Annotated in this window: 16 protein-coding genes and 1 tRNA gene; 13 read left to right on the top strand and 4 right to left on the bottom strand. The window is 60.1% G+C overall.

The genetic code is table 11. The features are described 5' to 3' along the window. The first annotated feature begins 155 nt into the window (after window positions 1-155). Genes J3351_RS10690 through fabZ form a run of 6 tightly spaced genes read left to right on the top strand, consistent with a single transcriptional unit; the run spans window position 156 to window position 5,561 of the window. Window positions 156-1,091, top strand: a complete 936-nt coding sequence (locus tag J3351_RS10690) for a DUF561 domain-containing protein (protein WP_097773325.1) — start codon at window positions 156-158, stop codon at window positions 1,089-1,091. Beyond that, a complete protein-coding gene (locus J3351_RS10685) occupies window positions 1,085-2,152 on the top strand; it encodes a nitronate monooxygenase family protein (RefSeq protein WP_207697725.1) in 1,068 nt (355 codons plus the stop codon). Before J3351_RS10690 ends, J3351_RS10685 begins: the two co-directional genes overlap by 7 nt. Beyond that, entirely contained in the window at window positions 2,149-3,081 is a 933-nt protein-coding gene (locus J3351_RS10680) for an ACP S-malonyltransferase (protein WP_207697724.1), read from the top strand. Before J3351_RS10685 ends, J3351_RS10680 begins: the two co-directional genes overlap by 4 nt. Further along, on the top strand, window positions 3,078-3,827 hold the full coding sequence (gene fabG, locus J3351_RS10675; RefSeq protein ID WP_207697723.1) for a 3-oxoacyl-[acyl-carrier-protein] reductase: 750 nt from the start codon (window positions 3,078-3,080) through the stop codon (window positions 3,825-3,827). The genes J3351_RS10680 and fabG overlap by 4 nt, the downstream gene beginning before the upstream one ends. Window positions 3,828-3,842: 15 nt before the next feature. Then, window positions 3,843-5,081 (top strand): beta-ketoacyl-ACP synthase II, encoded by a 1,239-nt coding sequence (fabF, locus tag J3351_RS10670; protein WP_207697722.1) that lies wholly within the window; start codon window positions 3,843-3,845, stop codon window positions 5,079-5,081. Window positions 5,082-5,084: 3 nt separating this feature from the next. After that, window positions 5,085-5,561, top strand: a complete 477-nt coding sequence (gene fabZ, locus J3351_RS10665; RefSeq protein ID WP_207697721.1) for a 3-hydroxyacyl-ACP dehydratase FabZ — start codon at window positions 5,085-5,087, stop codon at window positions 5,559-5,561. A 194-nt stretch (window positions 5,562-5,755) separates the two neighbouring features. Here the strand turns inward: fabZ and J3351_RS10660 are convergent. Both J3351_RS10660 and J3351_RS10655 read right to left on the bottom strand, forming a co-directional pair. Further along, window positions 5,756-5,831: transfer RNA gene (locus J3351_RS10660), tRNA-Val, on the bottom strand. 142 nt (window positions 5,832-5,973) lie between these two features. Continuing rightward, window positions 5,974-6,567, bottom strand: coding sequence for a TetR/AcrR family transcriptional regulator (locus J3351_RS10655; protein ID WP_035394844.1), 594 nt, complete (start codon window positions 6,565-6,567; stop codon window positions 5,974-5,976). A 249-nt stretch (window positions 6,568-6,816) separates the two neighbouring features. On the opposite strand from J3351_RS10655, the gene J3351_RS10650 reads away from it, so the two are divergent. The 4 genes from J3351_RS10650 (at window position 6,817) to J3351_RS10635 (ending at window position 12,210) form a co-directional block, all read left to right on the top strand. Next, on the top strand, window positions 6,817-8,916 hold the full coding sequence (locus J3351_RS10650) for an RND family transporter (protein WP_207697720.1): 2,100 nt from the start codon (window positions 6,817-6,819) through the stop codon (window positions 8,914-8,916). Window positions 8,917-8,921: 5 nt separating this feature from the next. Beyond that, window positions 8,922-10,826 carry a hypothetical protein gene (locus J3351_RS10645; protein WP_207697719.1) on the top strand — a complete coding sequence of 635 codons (1,905 nt, stop codon included), beginning with the start codon at window positions 8,922-8,924 and terminating at the stop codon, window positions 10,824-10,826. Window positions 10,827-10,960: 134 nt separating this feature from the next. After that, window positions 10,961-11,755, top strand: a complete 795-nt coding sequence (locus J3351_RS10640; protein WP_097773336.1) for a threonine/serine exporter ThrE family protein — start codon at window positions 10,961-10,963, stop codon at window positions 11,753-11,755. Next, on the top strand, window positions 11,752-12,210 hold the full coding sequence (locus tag J3351_RS10635) for a threonine/serine exporter family protein (RefSeq protein WP_156059793.1): 459 nt from the start codon (window positions 11,752-11,754) through the stop codon (window positions 12,208-12,210). Before J3351_RS10640 ends, J3351_RS10635 begins: the two co-directional genes overlap by 4 nt. A gap of 50 nt (window positions 12,211-12,260) precedes the next feature. Here J3351_RS10635 and J3351_RS10630 read toward each other — a convergent pair whose 3' ends face one another. Further along, complete coding sequence (locus J3351_RS10630; RefSeq protein ID WP_207697718.1) at window positions 12,261-12,878, bottom strand: hypothetical protein; 618 nt, start codon at window positions 12,876-12,878, stop codon at window positions 12,261-12,263. 373 nt (window positions 12,879-13,251) lie between these two features. On the opposite strand from J3351_RS10630, the gene J3351_RS10625 reads away from it, so the two are divergent. The 3 genes from J3351_RS10625 to J3351_RS10615 all read left to right on the top strand — a co-directional run bounded on the left by J3351_RS10625 (window position 13,252) and on the right by J3351_RS10615 (window position 15,727). After that, window positions 13,252-14,088, top strand: coding sequence for an ABC transporter substrate-binding protein (locus J3351_RS10625; RefSeq protein ID WP_097773338.1), 837 nt, complete (start codon window positions 13,252-13,254; stop codon window positions 14,086-14,088). A 108-nt stretch (window positions 14,089-14,196) separates the two neighbouring features. Beyond that, on the top strand, window positions 14,197-14,961 hold the full coding sequence (locus J3351_RS10620; RefSeq protein ID WP_097773339.1) for an amino acid ABC transporter permease: 765 nt from the start codon (window positions 14,197-14,199) through the stop codon (window positions 14,959-14,961). Between the two features lie 13 nt (window positions 14,962-14,974). Next, complete coding sequence (locus tag J3351_RS10615) at window positions 14,975-15,727, top strand: amino acid ABC transporter ATP-binding protein (RefSeq protein ID WP_370569101.1); 753 nt, start codon at window positions 14,975-14,977, stop codon at window positions 15,725-15,727. A gap of 83 nt (window positions 15,728-15,810) precedes the next feature. Here J3351_RS10615 and J3351_RS10610 read toward each other — a convergent pair whose 3' ends face one another. Then, window positions 15,811-18,246: a GH36-type glycosyl hydrolase domain-containing protein gene (locus tag J3351_RS10610; RefSeq protein ID WP_207697717.1), complete on the bottom strand. Its 2,436-nt coding sequence runs from the start codon at window positions 18,244-18,246 to the stop codon at window positions 15,811-15,813. Between the last annotated feature and the right edge of the window lie 104 nt (window positions 18,247-18,350).

The raw sequence follows: 18,350 nt of genomic DNA, 5'->3' as shown, positions 1-18,350 counted from the left end.
CGCCCTCTCAGTCACCTTCGGTGACAGCTCCCCCAAAGTGGGAGCCTTTGGCAAAACCGAAAAGTTTACCGTACTGCCAAGGGCTCTCCCCTTGGGAGAGCTGTCGAGCAGAGCGAGACTGAGAGGGCGAGGACGCTTACCGATAGGATAAAACTATGAAACTTTTAAATGAAATTTTAGGCACAAAATACCCCATCATCCAGGGCGGCATGGCAAACATTGCCACCGGTGAGTTTGCCGCAGCCTGCTCCAATGCAGGTGCACTGGGCATCATCGGTGCGGGCGGCATGAATGCCGACACCCTGCGTGAAAATATCCGCCGGTGCAAGCAGCTCACAGACAAGCCCTTTGGCGTGAACATCATGCTGATGCACCCGCAGGCAGATGAGTTTGCCCAGATCGTTGTGGAAGAAGGCGTGCAGGTGGTTACCACCGGCGCAGGCAACCCGGGCAAATATGTTCCCATGTGGAAAGCGGCGGGCATCAAGGTGATTCCCGTGGTGGCTGCCGCCGTGCTGGCAAAGCATCTGGAGAAGCTGGGCATCGATGCCGTGATCGCCGAAGGAACCGAGAGCGGCGGCCATGTGGGCGAGATGGCCACCATGGCGCTGGTGCCGCAGGTGGTGGACGCAGTGGATCTGCCCGTCATTGCGGCGGGCGGCATTGCCGATGGCCGTCAGCTGGCAGCAGCCCTGGCGCTGGGTGCCTGCGGCGTGCAGGTGGGCACCTGCCTGCTGGTGAGCGAGGAGTGCCCCATCCACGAAAACTACAAGGCTGCCCTGCTCAATGCCAAGGACAGCGACACCATCGTGACCGGACGCATCGGCGGTTCCCCGGTCCGGGTGCTGAAAAACCGGATGAGCCGTGAATATGTCCGGCAGGAAAAGGCTGGTGCCGATAAGATGGAGCTGGAAAAATATACCCTGGGCAGTCTGCGCCGGGCCGTGTTTGAAGGCGACACCTCCACCGGCAGTCTGATGGCCGGTCAGGTAGCCGGAATGCTCCACGAGGTACGCCCTGTGGCGGACATTCTGGATGACCTGTGGAACGGCGGGAGGCAGCGTATCCACGCGCTGAGCGAGGAATGCTGACGCTCGGAAAGAAAGCTCTGTCTGTGCCCATCCTGCAGGGCGGCATGGGCGTGGGCGTTTCTCTGGGCGGGCTGGCCGGTGCCGTGGCGGCCTGCGGCGGCATGGGGTGCATCTCCACCGCCGATGCAGGCTACCGGGAGCCGGACTTTGCCCGTGACCCGGCCAGCGCCAACCACCGCGCCCTGACCGCTGAGATCCGGAAAGCAAAGCAGATCGCAAACGGTGCCGGTATGGTGGCCATCAATGCAATGGTGGCCACGCAGGACTATGCCGCCGCCATCCGCACCGCTGTGGAAGCGGGCGTGGACGCTGTGGTGTCCGGCGCTGGTCTGCCGCTGGAGCTGCCCGGCCTTGTGAACACGATGGAGGTCGCCATCGCGCCCATCGTTTCCAGCGGGCGGGCGGCAAAGCTCATCCTGCGCCGCTGGGCCAAGGAGTTCGGCCGCACCGCTGATTTTGTGGTCATTGAAGGCTACAAGGCAGGCGGTCATCTCGGCTTTGCGGAGCAGGACCTGTTCTCCGGAACCTGCCAGACGCTGGATGAGATCCTGCCGGAGGTGCTGGCCGAGGTAAAGCCCTATGAGGCGCAGTTCGGCCACAGCATCCCCGTGTTTGTGGCGGGCGGCGTGTACACCGGGGCCGATCTGGCTCACTTTACCAGACTGGGTGCCGCAGGCGTTCAGCTTGCCACCCGCTTTATCACCACCTACGAGTGCGATGCATCCCAGGGGTACAAGGACGTTCTGCTGAATGCAGGTTCTGAGGATGTGCGCATCATCCACAGCCCGGTCGGGATGCCGGGCCGGGCGCTGAACACGCCGCTGGTGCAGGCCATTGCGGAGGGCAGACGCTTCCCGCCCCGGCACTGTGCCCGCTGCCTGAAGACCTGCGACCCCGCCAAGGTGCCCTACTGCATCACCCATGCACTGATCGAAGCGGTCAAGGGCAACCTGGAGGAAGGACTTTTCTTCTGCGGGGCCAATGTGGGCAGGCTGGACCGGATGTACACTGTCCGTGAGCTGATGGATGAACTTGTGACCGAATGGAGGCAAAACCGATGAAGCTTGCTGTTTTGTATGCCGGCCAGGGTGCCCAGCACCCCGGCATGGGCAAAGAATTTTACGAAGCATCTTCCGCTTTCCGTGCCGCGTTCGACGCTGCAGACCTTCCGTTTGATCTGCACCGCGTCTGCTTCGACGACCCGGACGGCGTTCTGAATCAGACCGAATATACCCAGCCCTGCATGGTGGCCTTTGCCTGCGGCGTATCCGCCGTTCTGGCCGAGCAGGGGGTCAAGCCCGCTTATGTGGCCGGTCTCTCTCTGGGCGAATATTCCGCGCTGGAAGCCGCCGGTGTATTCACCGCCAAGCAGGCCATTGAGCTGGCAGCCTACCGCGGCAAAGCCATGGCCGACGCGGCCAGCGGCATCGACTGCGGCATGACCGCAGTGCTGAACCTCGACCGGGTCCCCCTTGCAGAATGCTGTGAGCAGGCATCCGCGCTGGGCTGTGTGCAGATCTGCAACTACAATTGCCCGGGCCAGCTGGTCATTGGCGGCGAAAAGGCCGCAGTGGACAAGGCCGCGGAGCTTGCAAAGCAGGCCGGTGCCCGCCGGTGCATCCCGCTCAAGGTGAGCGGACCGTTCCACACCCGTCTGATGGCTCCCGCCGGGGATGCCCTGGCAAAGCGCTTTGCCGTCGAACCCTTTGGCGAAATGAGCGTTCCGGTGCTGTTCAACTGCCTGGGCCGTGAAAAAGCCGAGAGCGACAGCATCCCGGCCCTGCTGGTCCGGCAGGTGCAGAGCAGTGTCTACATGGAGGACACCCTGCACCGTCTGGGTGAGCTGGGTGTGGATCACATTCTGGAGGTCGGCCCCGGCAATGCGCTCTCTGGCTTTGTGAAAAAGACTCTGCCCGGTGTGACTTGTGTGTCGGTGGAGACCCCGGCGCAGCTGGACACCGTTCTGAACGCATGGAAGGAAGAACAATGAACGAAGAAACCATCATCCGTACCGCCGTTGTGACCGGCGGAAGCCGGGGAATCGGCCGGGCCGTGTGCGTACAGCTTGCCCGGCAGGGCTGCCATGTGGTGGTCAACTACTGCCACGGCGAAGCGGCCGCCGCCGAGACCGTGTCTCTCTGCAGGACCGAAGGCGCGCAGGCTGTGGCCGTGCAGGCCGATGTTTCCACCGCCGAGGGCTGCAAAAAGCTCTTTGAGGATGCGGTGAACGCCTTTGGCCGGGTGGATATCCTTGTGAACAATGCAGGCATCACCCGGGACAACCTGATCCTGCGCATGTCCGAAGCAGACTTTGATGCTGTGCTGGACGCAAACCTCAAGGGTGCGTTCCTCTGCTGCAAGGAAGCGGCCCGCCGGATGGTGCGCCAGCGCTGGGGCCGGATCATCAATCTGAGCAGCGTCGTTGCCCTGCGGGGCAATGCAGGCCAGACGAATTACGCCGCCAGCAAGGCCGGGCTCATCGGCCTGACCAAAAGCCTGGCCCGGGAGCTGGCCAGCCGCAATGTGACAGTAAACGCTGTTGCGCCCGGCTTTATTGAAACTGATATGACCGCCGCCCTGCCGGAGGCTGTCCGCACCGAAATGGCAAAGGACATCCCGGCAGGCCGCGCAGGCCAGCCGGAGGACGTGGCAAACGCTGTGGCGTTTTTTGCCGCAGAACAAAGCAGCTATCTCACCGGGCAGGTGCTCTGTGTGGACGGCGGCATGGCAATGTAAAAGGAGAAATTCTCTATGGAAAAACGCAGAGTCGTGATCACCGGTCTGGGCACCGTGAACCCGCTGGGCAACACTGCTGCCGACAGCTGGGCTGCCGCAAAGGCAGGCCGGTGCGGCATTGGCCCCATCACCCAGTTTGATACCACCGATTTCAAGTGCAAGCTGGCCGGTGAAGTGAAAAACTTTGACCCCGAGACCGTTGTGGACAAAAAGGAAGCCCGCAAGATGGCCCGCTTCACCCTGCTGGCACTGGTTGCTGCAGCCGAGGCCATTGCCGACAGCGGCCTGAACACGGAAGCAGAGGCCAAAAGCATCGGTGTGGTCCTTTCCAGCGGCATTGGCGGCCTCCCCACCATCGAGGAGCAGCACACCCGCGGGGAAGAGAAAGGCATGGAGAAGGTCAGCCCCTACTTTGTGCCTATGTCCATTGCCAACATGGCGGCGGCACAGGTGGCCATCCGCTTTGGCCTGAAGGGCATGTGCACCTGCCCGGTTACGGCCTGCGCCGGCGGCACCAATGCTGTGGGCGATGCCTTCCACCGCATCCGGGACGGTTACGAGACTGCCATGGTCTGCGGCGGTGCCGAAAGCTGCATCAGCCCGCTGGGCATCGGCGGTTTTACCAGCATGAAGGCGCTTTCCACCGCCACCGACCCGGATGCCGCCAGCCTGCCCTTTGATGCCCGCCGCGGCGGCTTCGTGATGGGCGAGGGCAGCGGTGTGCTGGTTCTGGAAGAGCTGGAGCACGCCCGGGCACGCGGTGCGCATATCTACGCCGAGGTGGTGGGCTATGGTGCCAACTGCGATGCCTACCACTTTACTGCACCGGCTCCCGGCGGCACAGGTGCCATCGACTGCATGAAGCTGACACTGGCCGATGCAGGCATTGCCCCGGAGCAGGTGGATCACATCAACGCCCACGGCACCGGCACCCACATGAACGATGCCTGCGAGACGGCTGCCATCCATGCCGTGTTCGGCGAACACGCAAAGCAGCTGACCGTGGTCAGCACCAAGAGCATGACCGGCCATCTGCTGGGCGGTGCGGGCGGCATCGAGGCCGTGTTCACGGCACTGGCCCTGCGAGACCAGTTTGCCCCACCCACCATCCACTACGAGCAGCCTGATCCGGAATGCGATCTGGACTATGTGCCCAATGCAGGCCGTGCACAGGCCATGACCTACGCACTGAGCAACAGCCTGGGCTTTGGCGGGCACAACGCCTGCATCGCCCTGCGCAGATGGGAGGGCTGAGCCATGGCAGAACCGCGCACCGTGCGGGAGAACGCAAACGCTCTGAACAGTGAGCAGATCGCAGCCCTTCTGCCCCACCGCTACCCCTTTGCCCTCGTGGACCGCATCCTGGACTACGAGCCGGGGCAGTGGGCCATTGGCCGCAAGTGCGTATCCCGCAATGAAGAATTCTTCTGCGGTCACTTCCCGGGCCAGCCGGTCATGCCGGGGGTGCTGATCCTGGAAGCACTGGCCCAGACCGGAGCCGTGGCGGCGCTGAGCGTTCCCGAAAACAAAGGCAAGCTGGCCCTCTTCGGCGGCATCAAAAATGCCCGCTTCCGCAAACAGGTCACCCCAGGGGATGTTCTTACGCTCCATTGTGAGCTGGTGGAACAGCGCGGCCCAGTGGGCATCGGGAAGGCATCCGCTTATGTGGATGGCAAGTGCGCCGCCACAGCGGAGCTGACCTTTGTGCTGACCGAAGCAAACGCAGGGGCTTAAGGCGCTTTGTGCGCAGCAATCGCCCCCAGAATATCCTTGTAACACAAAAGGCAGGATACCATCGCCATGATGATATCCTGCCTTTACTCGTTCCTGCTTACCGTTCTGCATACTCCCTCCGCAGAACCTCTTGTAAACAAAAAAACGTACCCGAACCCTTTTTCATAAAGAATCGGGTTCGGGTACGAACTGTATGGTGGACGGTACAGGACTCGAACCTGTGACCTCCTGCACGTCAAGCAGATGCTCTACCAGCTGAGCTAACCGTCCAGATGTCGTATCGACTTGAGTATGATACCACATTTTTCGCGCAATTGCAAGGGCTTTTTTGAAAAAAGTCTGCCTTTTCCGTTTTTTGCCCCGGAGGATTGGCGCAAAGGCCCCTTTGCGAGGGCTGGCAGGGGAGAGGTGCTCAGAGCGCCCGGCGGATGATATCGTAGAGGATGGGCTTCATGTTGTCGATGTTGTCGGGTTTGCCCTCCAATACAGAGGTGTAGCACACCGATATGCACATGCTGCCCAGGGCGGTGATGCGCTGGTAGATCTCCCGCTCGGTGCGGCCCGCCATCTCGGGGCTGCACATCACGATCTGGAGGACCTTGCGCATCAGCGGCTCGGCCTCCCCGCTGGCTTCGATCTGATCCAGCCCGGGCCAGACAAAGCTGCGCTCCAGGAAGCGGAGCATCAGGGTGTCCGCGCGCAGGGCTTCGATGATATGGTCAATGACAAAGATCATCTGGTCGGGGAAGCTGGTAAGCTCGGCGGCGTGCTGTTCGGCAGCGGCACAGGCGTTGTCCAGCAGCTGGTAGCTCACCCGGGCCAGCAGGGCCTGCGTGACCGAACCCTTATCGGCAAAATAGAGGTAGAATGTGCCCTTGCCCACCTTGGCGCGGGAGGTGATATCCTCCACGCTGGTCTTGGAGGTGCCCCGCTCCAGAAACAGCTCGTAAGCTGCATCCAGAAGCGCGCGGCGCTTTTCCTGTTTCTTTCCTTCCACGGTGCTCATAGCTTGCTGCATCCTCTTTTCTGACGTTGTTTTGTCGTGTAAACAATATTTTAGCAGGGAGAAGGGAAGAGCGCAAGAGCAAAAGCCCCCGGACAAGCTATACAATTTTTGCTTTGTGATAAGAAAACTGACTTTTGGTCATTTTTTATCTTGACACCTTGCGTCGATTGGTTATAATAGTGCTTGCTCAGAAATGACCGAGGGTCATTTTTGGGGCAGATCCAATCAACTTTCGTATGGAGGGTTCCCATGAAAAAGATCGCACAGAGCATCGTGCGTCTGCGCAAGCTGATCTTAACAGTAGCGGTCCTGCTGTTGATCCCTTCCGCAATCGGCGCGGTTGCTACCCGCATCAACTATGATGTCCTGACCTATCTGCCGCAGGAGCTCGACTCCATGATCGGCGAGGTAGCGCTTGAGGACGACTTCCATCTGGCCTCCACCGGTATGATCACGGTGGAAGGCCTGCCTACCAATGAACTGATCGCCATGAAGAAGGACATTGATGCGGTGCCCGGTGTCACACAGACCTTCTGGCTCAGCGATGTCATCGACCCCAGCATCCCCACCGAGATGCTGCCCGCGGATGTCCAGCAGTTCATGTTCGGCAAAAACGATTCCACCATGCTCATCGTCCGGTTTGATGCGCCCAGCGCCAGCGACGAGACGATGAACGCCGTCCAGCAGATCAAACAGGTGCTGCGGCACGACTGCTACTTTGGCGGCATGAGCGTCATCTTGCAGGATACCAAGGCACTGATCAATGAAGAGATGCCGCTGTACATCCTGTGCGCTGTGGGTGCCAGTATGCTGGTGCTGTTCCTCTCGCTGGAGAGCACCATCACGCCCGTACTGTTCATGCTGGGCCTGCTGTTCCCCATTGCATACAACTTTGGCACCAACATCTTCCTGGGTCAGATCAGCTACATCACCCAGGCGCTTTCCACGGTGCTGCAGTTGGGCGTGACGATGGACTTCTCCATCTTCCTGCTCCACCGTTATCAGGAGGAAAAGGAACTCCGCTCCTCCAACGAGGAAGCCATGGTAACCGCCATCTGCAAGACCATGACCTCCATCACCGCTTCCTCCCTGACCACCATTGCGGGCTTCCTGGCACTGTGCGCCATGCGCCTGACGCTGGGCCGCGATATCGGTGTTGTTATGGCAAAGGGTGTGGCGCTGGGTGTCATCTGCACCATCGTCATCCTGCCTGCTTTGATCCTGACCTTTGATCAGCAGGTCGAAAAGTACAAGCACCGCACCATCGTGCCCAAGCTGACCAAGCTCAGCTACTTTGTTTCCAAGCACGCAATGCCCATCGTGGCCGTCTTTCTTGTGCTGCTGGTGCCCTTTGTGGTGGCCCAGCAAAAGACCGAGGTCTACTACACCCTGTTCGACTCGCTGCCCCAGGACCTGACCGGTATCGTTGGCACCAACAAGCTGGGCGAGGACTTTGGCATGACCACCTCCCACTTTATTCTGGTGGATGAGGACCTGACCGCAACGCAGGTGTCTGACCTCTGCGATGAGCTCAAGGATGTGGACGGCATCACCCAGGTGGTGAGCCTGGATTCCATCACCGGCCCTGGCTTCCAGACCGAACTGCTGCCCGACAGCGTGACCGAGATCCTGCAGTCCGGCGGCTACAAGCTCATTCTGGCCAACAGCTCCTATAAGACCGGCACCGATGCCATCAACAACCAGCTGACCGAGATGAATGACCTCATCAAGGCGGTTGACCCCAACGGTGTCATCACCGGCGAGGGTGCCATGACCAAGGATCTGATCGAGGTTGCGGACGTGGACTTCAAGAACGTCAACGTCTGGTCGATCATGGCAGTCGCTGCCATCATCCTGATCTCCTTCCGGAGCCTGTCCATCCCTGTGCTGCTGGTTGCCAGCATCGAGGCCGCCATCTCCATCAATATGGGCATCCCGTACTTCACCGGTACCCAGCTGCCCTTCATCGCCAGCATCGTCATCGGCACCATCCAGCTGGGCGCGACTGTGGACTACTCCATCCTGATGACCACCCGTTATCACGAGGAGCGCAGCTATGGCCGCACCCCGCAGGAAGCTGCCCAGCAGTCGCTGGAGCACTGCAGCCAGTCCATCCTGACCAGCGGCCTGACCTTCTTTGCCGCAACCGTCGGCGTGGCCGCCATCAGTAAGATGGAGCTGCTGCAGAGCATCTGCCGGCTCATCTCCCGCGGCGCACTGATCAGTATGGCTGTCATTCTGGTCGTTCTGCCCGCTGCCCTGATGCTGCTGGACTGGGTCATCCGCCACACCACCATGCACTGGCTGGTCCCTGAATCTTCCAACGCCAAGAAGTCTGATAAGGAGTAATTACCATGAAAAAATCGCTTCGTTTCGCCAGTGCGGCGCTGGCGCTGACTCTCGCCGCAGGCATGACCCTGCCCGCCTTTGCAGCCGCCAAGGCCGATTATTCCAAGGATGAGACCGTCTACGCCGTGATGAACGCCGACGGCTCCATCAAGTCCACCACCGTCAGTGAGCACCTGTACAGCGCTTCCGGCCTGTCCAATGTCACCGATGAGAGCACTCTGACCGATATCCAGAACACCGAGAGCGATGCCGCGTTCACCCAGGACGGCGAAAAGCTGGTCTGGAACACCGACGATACCGACGTGTACTATAAGGGCAATACCGACAAGCCCCTGCCCATCACCGCAAATGTCACCTATACGCTGGACGGTGTGACCGACAGTCTTGAGAACCTGGTCGGCAAGAGCGGCCACCTGACCGTGACCGTCGATCTGACCAACAACGAGACCGGCACCGTGACCGTCAACGGCAAGGAGCGCACCGTTGTCACCCCGCTCATCACTGCTGTGGGCGTGATCTTTGGTCAGGATGCTACCAACCTGAGCGCCGAGCACGGAATGCTGGAATCCGCCGCCAAGAGCAGCGTGGCCGCTTTTGTCTGCCTGCCCGGCGTGAAGGATTCTCTGGACGGCCTGCTGCCCGATGACCTGTCCACTGTGGAGGATTATCTGCAGGACAGCGTCACCGTGGAAGCCGATGTTGAGAACCTGACCGCACCGCAGGTCATGCTGGCCTGTGCCACCAACGCCGATGCGCTGGGCACCAATGCCTTTGACCTGAGCAGCCTCAACGAACTGACCGATGGTATCAGCCAGCTGAACGATGCCATGAACCAGCTGATGGATGGTGCTGCCCAACTGGTGGACGGTGCTTCCCAGCTGGCCAACGGTACCCTGGCCCTGCTGGACGGCGCTTCTCAGCTGAACAGCGGTGCTTCTGCCCTGGACGATGGTCTGGGCCAGCTGACCAACGGTCTGGATACCCTGAGCTCCAATAACGCCGCCCTGCAGGCCGGTGCCCAGCAGGTGGCCGATGGCGTTCTGGCCTCCGCCAACAGCACCCTGATGGAGGGCGGCCTGATCGACACCCCCATGACCTGGGACAACTACGCTTCCGTCATTGACGAAGTGCTGACCATGAACGAAAAGACACTGGCCGCTGCCCGCAAGAAGATGGTGCGCACCGTCTGGGAGCAGGAGCCCAGCTTTAAGGACAGCCAGCTGGACATTGCCCTGTATCTCTCCGCAACCAAGACCAACCACGACCTGGAAGCTGCTCTGCGGCTGATGCAGAGCTACGACCCCTCCATGTTCAGCGCCATGCTTGACCTGAGCACTGCCAGCGCAAAACAGACCGTGCATGACGAGCTGAAGTATCAGGCTGAGAACAGCCAGGATATCGCAGATGTCCGTGCCCTGAAGAACAGCCTGGCGCAGATCCAGTATTTCGTGTCCAGTGTCAACCAGTATACTAACGGTGTCGCCACCGCTGCTGACGGTGCCCACTCCGCAAAGGACGGTGCCGCCCAGCTGGCCGATGGCACCAAGACCCTGTATGACGGCGTGACTACCCTGAATGATGGCGCAGGCCAGCTCAGCGATGGCACGGTCCGGCTGAACGATGGCCTGAACCAGTTCAATGAGGAGGGCATCTCCAAGCTGACCGGCGCTCTGGACGAGGAGCAGATCCATGGCCTGAAGACCGTGCTGGACGAGATGACCAGCCGTCTGGAGGACTACACCAGCTTTGCCGGTAAGTCCGAGGATGCTTCCGGCAGCGTGAAGTTCATCTATAAGACCGGTGAGACGGTCGCCGCTGCGGATGTTACCGCCGAGACCACCGCCGATGTGCAGGAAGGCAACTTCTTCACCCGCCTGTGGCAGCGGATCGTGAACCTGTTCAAGTTCTGAAAAAACGGCGTGCCTGCTTGACAAGCCGCCGGAGATTGACTATACTACAAATAGATTCGTCAAGAAAAATGACCGCTCAGGCACTGAAACGTTGAGGCGGTCATTTTTTATGCCAATTTTAAGGAGACCACAGCATGGCAGAGAGGGAATTGTATCCGGACGGGGAACAGCGCCGCCGCATCATGGATTTTATTATGGCGGCCGGTCAGACCCTTTTGGAGAACGGGGCAGAGGTGTTCCGGGTGGAGCAGACCATGGAGATCATGGCGGCCAGCTTCCACCTGCGGGAGTTCCATGTCTATGTGCTGACCAACGGCATTTTTGCCAGCGCAGGCACGGCGGAGATGAGCGAGGTGCGCAACGTGCCTACCCGTACCACCCACCTGGGGCGGGTGGCGGCGGTGAATCAGCTTTCCCGTCAGATCGCGTCCGGGGAAGTGGACACCATCGATGAGGCCGAGACCCGGCTGGCTCAGGCCAGGTGCATCCCTTTTCCAAAGGACTGGGTGCAGCTTGCGGCGGGCATGGGCGGCGCGTTCTGCTTTGCGCTAATCTTTGGCGGCGACCTGAAAGCAGGGCTTGCCGCCGCTGCGGCCGGTGTTGCGGCCAACGCCTACCTGTTGTTCTGCGGGCGGCACGGCGTGGGGGGCGGGTTCCGAACCATCTCCACCGCCGCCCTCATCACCCTGTGCTGTATTCTGGGTTGCAGCCTGCTGGGCACTGAAGCCAGTCACGCCATCATCGGCACCCTGATGATCCTGACCCCCGGCATCGCCTTTACCATGGGCATCCGGGACTTTGTGCAGGGCGATTACCTGTCCGGCACCATCCGGATGATCGACGCGCTGCTCATTGCGGCCAGCATCGCCATCGGCGCTGGCCTTGTGCTGAGCCTCTATGCCTTTTTGAAGGGGGTGGCCGTGGTATGACAGAACTTCTTTTCACCGGGGAGCAGCTGGGCCGTCTGGCCCTGCAGTTCCTGCTGGCCGGGGCGGGCACCCTGAGCTTTGCCATTCTCTTTGCCTGCCCCAGGCGCACCCTGCCCTACTGCGGGCTGGTGGGCGCAGTGGGGTGGCTGGTATACGAGATCGCGGAGCTGTTCGGGATGGAAGCCTTTGCAGCCTCGCTGCTGGCGGTCATTCCGCTGACGCTGCTGGCCCGCATCCTTGCGATGACCCTCAGAGCACCGGTGACGGTGTTCCTGCTCACCGGCATCTTTCCGCTGGTGCCCGGTGCGGGCATCTATTACAGCGCCTACTACTTCATTCAGGGCGACAACGCTCTGGCGCTGGCAAACGGCATCTCCACCTTCAAGATCGCCGTGGCGCTGGCCGTGGGCATTGCCCTGGTGCTGGGCATCCCCCTGCCACAGAAACGCCGATAAAACAAAAACGAGACCGCCCACCGGGCGGTCTCGTTGGTTATGCGGGAAAATCAGGTGGTGGGAACCATCCGCAGCAGCTGGGCCCCGGTGGTGACATCCAGACGGAAATATGCCTTGTTCAGCTCGGTGTTGTAGGAAACACTGACCGGTGTTTCGGTACCGTCGGCATTGATTTGCATCAGGCTGTAGTCGGAAACGGTATTGGCGGGTACCTCGATGCTGGCAATGACTGGCTGGGCCATCACACGGGCGGGGATGACCTCCTCGCTCTTTACGGTGCCGCACTTTTCGCAGATGACCCGTTCAATAACAGTGGGATAGTAGAATGCTGCTGTCATTACCTGCTCACCGTTTTTCAGAGTCCCGGTGTGAATAGTCAGGTTGGAAAAGTTGGAGAAGACACCGTTTACCTTGGTCAGCTGGGTGTTGTTCTTTACTTTGCCGCATTCGGGGCAAAGTGTAAGGGTCTCGGTGGTGCCATCGGGGAGCTTATGCTGGAAGGTGGTCTCCACACACTCAGTCTTATACTCTGTCGTGGTCTTCCAGGTGTGTTCCTTGCACTCGGTTTTGCCCGGGGTTTCTTCGGCCATGCTGACCACAGAACTGCCTGCCAGCACACAGACGGACAGACCAAAGGAGGCCAGGGCTTTCAGGATACGATTTTTCATAGAAGGATCCTTTCTCCCCGCATCCCGGCGGGGCAGCGCGGTTTGAGCTTGGCTGCTTTTACCATGCTTCCAGCCTGATTATACCAATTAGAAGGAAAAGGTGTCAATGTCCGGGATTAAGTTCCGTGGGAAGATTCACTAGCAGAATACAACGGAATGACAGAAACACAGAAGCAAAATGTATATATACATTAAGAACGGGCCGCTGTATGTATAAATGTTTTCAAAAGGGTTTCATTTGTTCCGATTTTTTGCACAACACTTGACTTTTTTATTTGTACAACATATACTAATCCTGTTCCTTGATGACACGGTGAAGCGCATCGTGCCGGGAAAGTGAAAAATTATACAATCAACAGAGGAGTGTTTGAATATGAAAAAGATCAATCGCCGCAGCTTTCTGGCTGCCGCTGGTCTGACCGCTGCCGCTCTGGCTCTGACTGCCTGCGGCGGTTCCGCCTCCAGCACCGCTTCTTCCACTGCAAGCAGTGCAGCTTCTTCCGAGGCTGCTTCCACCAGCGCTGCCGCTGAGCTGACCACCGTTGAGGCTGGCAAGCTGACCATGGCCACCAACGCTGCCTTCCCTCCGTACGAGATGACCACCGATGCCGGTGAGTTCGAGGGCATCGACATCGACACCGCCAAGGCCATTGCTGAGAAGCTGGGCCTGGAGCTGCAGATCGATGATATGGACTTCGACGCAGCACTGCTGAGCGTGCAGCAGGGCAAGGCCGATATCGTCATGGCTGGCGTTACCGTGACCGACGAGCGCAAGGCTGTGATGGACTTCTCCGACAGCTACGCTACCGGCATCCAGTCCATCATCGTTCCCGAGGGCTCTGATATCACCTCTCCCGATGATCTGGCAGGCAAGAAGATCGGCACCCAGCGCGGCACCACCGGCTACATCTACTGCTCTGATGACTTCGGCGATGACGCTGTGGTCGCATACGACGACGGCCTGACCGCTGTGCAGGCTCTGAACAATGGCCAGGTCGATGCAGTTGTCATCGACAATGCCCCTGCAAAGGAGTTCGTTGCCGCCAACCCCGGTCTGGTCATTCTGGACACCAGCTACGCCGAGGAGGATTACGCCATCGGTCTGGCAAAGGGTTCCGCTCTGGAGGATGCTGTCAATGCCGCTCTGGAAGAGCTGAAGGCTGACGGCACCCTGCAGTCCATCGTGGACAAGTACATCACCGCTGAATAATTCAGCTGTACCTTGTATCACGGGGAGGCGGCCCCATCTGGGGCACCTCCCCTTTTTTGGAAAGAACAGGTTACAAAATTCTAACAATTTTAGAAAGCGAGGATGCGAATGGCCGCACAATACGAACTGCTGAAAGAGCTGCTCAACAGCGGCACGAAGCTGGACTTCGGGCAGGAAATGTTCTTCAAATTCTATCAGGCGTTCATCCTGAACGACCGCTGGGTGCAGTACATCCAGGGCGTGGGCACTACGCTGCTGGTCACCGCCATTGCGCTGGCACTGGGCGTGGTGCTGGGCAGTGTGGTGGCACTGGTGCGTGTTGCGCACGACCAGCAGCGTCCCGGCCGCAGGAACCCGGTGCTGGGCTTCTTCAATGCCGTCTGTCAGGTGTACACCACCATCATCCGCGGCACCCCCATGATGGTCCAGTTGCTCATTATGAGCATGGTCATCTTTTCCAACAGCCGCAACTTTACCATGGTTGGTGCGCTGGCACTGGGCATCAACTCGGGCGCTTACGTCTCGGAGATCATCCGCGGCGGCCTGATGGCGGTGGACCCCGGCCAGATGGAAGCCGGCCGCAGCCTGGGCCTGAACTACATGACCACCATGGTGGTCATTGTCATTCCGCAGGCCATCCGCGCGGTGCTGCCTGCACTGGGCAACGAGTTCATCGTCCTGCTCAAGGATACCTCGCTCATCACCGTTATCGGCGGCAAGGAGCTGCTGTATGCGGCGCAGGGCATTATGAACCGTACCTACGAGGCCATGTTCCCCCTGTTGGGCGTTGCAGTGGTCTATCTGGTCTTAGTCATGCTCTTTACATGGCTGCTGTCGAAGTTTGAGAGGAGGATGGCGCAAGGTGACCGCTAATCATGCTGAAAAGATTCTGGAAGTCCGTGGTCTGACCAAGACCTACGGCGGTGAGGCCAAAAAGGGCGCAAAGCAGCCCACCCCCACCCTGGATGTCCTGAAGGGCATCGACATCGACATCTACCGCGGCGATGTGGTCTGCCTGATCGGCCCCTCCGGCTGCGGCAAGTCCACCTTCCTGCGCTGCCTGAACCGGCTGGAGATCCCCACCGGCGGCTCCATCAAGTTTGAGGGCATCGAGGTGGATGATGCCCACATCGATGCCGTGCGCCAGAAGATGGGCATGGTGTTCCAGCACTTCAACCTCTTCCCCCACCTGACCGTCAAGCAGAACCTTTGCCTGGCCCCGGAGCTGCTCAAGCTCAAGAGCAAGGAGGAGGCTTCCAAGCGTGCCGAGGAGCTGCTGGCCCGTGTCGGCCTGTCCGATAAAGCCAATGTGTTCCCCAAGAGCCTTTCCGGCGGCCAGCAGCAGCGCATTGCCATTGCCCGTGCTCTGGCCATGGACCCGGATGTCATCCTGTTCGACGAGCCCACCTCCGCCCTCGACCCTGAGATGGTCGGCGAGGTGCTGGAGCTGATGAAGGAGCTGGCCCACACCGGCATCACCATGCTGGTGGTCACCCACGAGATGGGCTTCGCCCGCGAGGTGTCCAACCGCGTCATCTTCATCGATGAGGGCAGGATCCAGGAAGATGAGCCCCCGCAGGAGCTCTTCTCGAACCCCAAGCATCCTCGTCTGAAGGCTTTCCTTTCCAGGATGCTGTAATTGGAACTGAAAAAACTGTATTGAAAAGACCGCCAGAGCAAGCGTTTCTACTTGCTTTGGCGGTCTTTTTGCTGTGAGGGAGGTTATCCAAGAATGACAGAGACCTCTACAGTTTCACCGGCCTTGGCCAGCGGCAGGAGGGTGCCCGCAATAGGAGCACCGTTCACGGTGACGCTCTGCACGCCCTTCTGCACGGCGTGGGGGTTCTCCACCCGGATGTGGTACACGGCACCCCGGTAACGGCGGGTGACGGTGTAGCCTGCCAGCGTGTGGGGGATGCAGGGGTCAACGCGCAGGCCGTCCAGAGTGGGCTGGATGCCCAGAATGTACTGGCTTACGTTCACGAAGGTCCATGCCGCCGTGCCGGTCAGCCAGCTGTTCTTGGCCTCGCCGAAGGTGGGGGCATCGCGGCCTGCCACCATCTGGCTGTAAACGTAGGGTTCGGTGCGGTGGATCTCGCTGATATCCTCGATATAGGCCGGGCAGGTCTTTTTGTAGACAGCAAAGGCCCGGTCACCGTGGCCCAGCACGGTCTCAGCACAGCTGATCCATGGGTTGTTGTGGCAGAAGATACCGGCATTCTCCTTGTAGCCCGGGGGATAGCTGGAGATCTCGCCCAGATTGAGCCGGTAGGTGGTGTAGGCGGGCTGGAGCAGTACCACGCCGTACGGGGTGTCCAGCCGCTCCTCCACGCTCTTCAGTGCAGCTTCGGCCTGACCGGTCTCTCGGCCGATTCCGGCCATCACGCACATGCCCTGGGGTTCGATGAAGATCTGCCCCTCGTCGCATTCCCTGCTGCCTACGGGGGCACCAAAGGCATCGTAGGCACGGCGGAACCATGCGCCGTCCCAGCCGGCGGTCAGGGTGGCCTGTTCTACTGCGTCAATGGCGGTGCGGGCACTGGCGGCCTCCTCGGTGAGGTGCAGGTGGTCACAGAGTTCGGCGTACTCGCGGCCATATTTCACGAACATGCCCGCAATGAACACGCTCTCAGCCACGGGACCCTCGCTGGGGCCGGTGATCTGGAAGCTCTCGCCCGGGTGCTCCGAGAAGCAGTTCAGGTTCAGGCAGTCGTTCCAGTCGGCCCGGCCGATCAGCGGCAGGCCGTGGGGGCCCAGATGGGTATGGGTGTAGCGGAAGCTCCGGCGCAGATGTTCCATCAGGGGCTGTGCTCTGGTCACGTCGTTGTCAAAGGCAACCGGCTCGTCCAGGATCGACCAGTCACCGGTCTCCCGCAGATAGGCGGCGGTGCACGCAATGAGCCAGAGCGGGTCATCGTTGAAGCCGCTGCCCACGTCGCTGTTGCCCTTTTTGGTCAGGGGCTGGTACTGGTGGTAGGCACTGCCGTCCTCAAACTGGGTGGCAGCAATGTCCAGAATGCGTTCCCGTGCGCGGGAAGGGATCATGTGGACGAAGCCCAGCAGATCCTGACAGGAATCCCGGAACCCCATGCCGCGGCCGATGCCGCTCTCGTAATAGCTGGCACTGCGGCTCATGTTGAAGGTGACCATGCACTGATACTGGTTCCACAGGCTCACCATCCGGTCCAGCTTTTCCTCGCCGGAGGTCAGCTGCCAGCCCGAGAGCAGCTCCTGCCAGTAGTCGGCCAGTGCCCTGCGGGCGGCATCCACCTGTGTGTCGGTGGCATAGCGGGCCATCATGGCCTCTGCCCGGGCTTTGTTGATGATGCCGGGAGCGCTGAATTTTTCCCCGACCGGGTTTTCAATGTAGCCCAACCCGAAGATGATGCTCTTTTTCTCGCCCGGTGCCAGTGTGAGATGGAAATGGTGGGCACCCACCGGAGCCCAGCCGTGGGCAATGCTGTTCGAGCAGTGACCGGTTTTGACCGCTTCCGGTGCGGCGGGGCCGCCGTACACGCCGCAGAAGGCATCCCGGCTGGTGTCGAAGCTGGTAACGGGGGCGTTGGCCCAGAACACAGCGTAGTGATCCCGGCGCTCCCGGTACTCTGTCTTATGATAGATGGCACTTTCCACCACTTCCACCTCGCCGGTGGAAAAGTTGCGCTGGAAATTGGAGCTGTCGTCCATGGCATCCCACAGGCAGAACTCCACATAGCTGAACACGTCCAGCGTGCGGGGGGCAGCGGTCTTGTTTTCCAGCGTCAGCCGGTCGATCTCACAGGCATCGCCCCGGGGCACGAACAGCTCCTGAGCGGCCGCAATGCCGTTTTTTTCGCCCTGCAGGATCGTGTAGCCCAGACCGTGGCGGCAGGTGTAACTGTCCAGTTCCGTCTTGGCGGGCTGCCAGCCCGGGTTCCAGATGGTGCCGCCATCGTTGATGTAGATGCGGTGGCCGTCCATGTCCAGCGGGGAATTGTTGTAGCGGTAGCGGGTCAGCCGCCGCAGCCGGGCATCCCGGTAAAAGCTGTAACCGCCGCCGGTGTTGGACACCAGACTGAAAAAGTCCTCGCTGCCCAGATAGTTGATCCAGGGCAGGGGAGTGCGGGGCGTGTCGATCACATATTCCCGGCGCGCATCATCAAAATGTCCGAATCTCATAGCCTTGTTCCTCCTTATAGGGTAAACCGGAAATGCTGAAATCATTTGATGGCGAAAACGATTTAGGATTTGCGGCCCAAGGGTGGGAAAGGCACTTGTCACCC

The organism is Faecalibacterium sp. Marseille-Q0746 (assembly GCF_017377595.1).
Classification (GTDB): Bacteria; Bacillota; Clostridia; order Oscillospirales; family Ruminococcaceae; genus Faecalibacterium; species Faecalibacterium duncaniae.
Note: the sequence above shows the minus strand (reverse complement) of the source record. Positions and strands in the feature narration are given on the sequence as shown.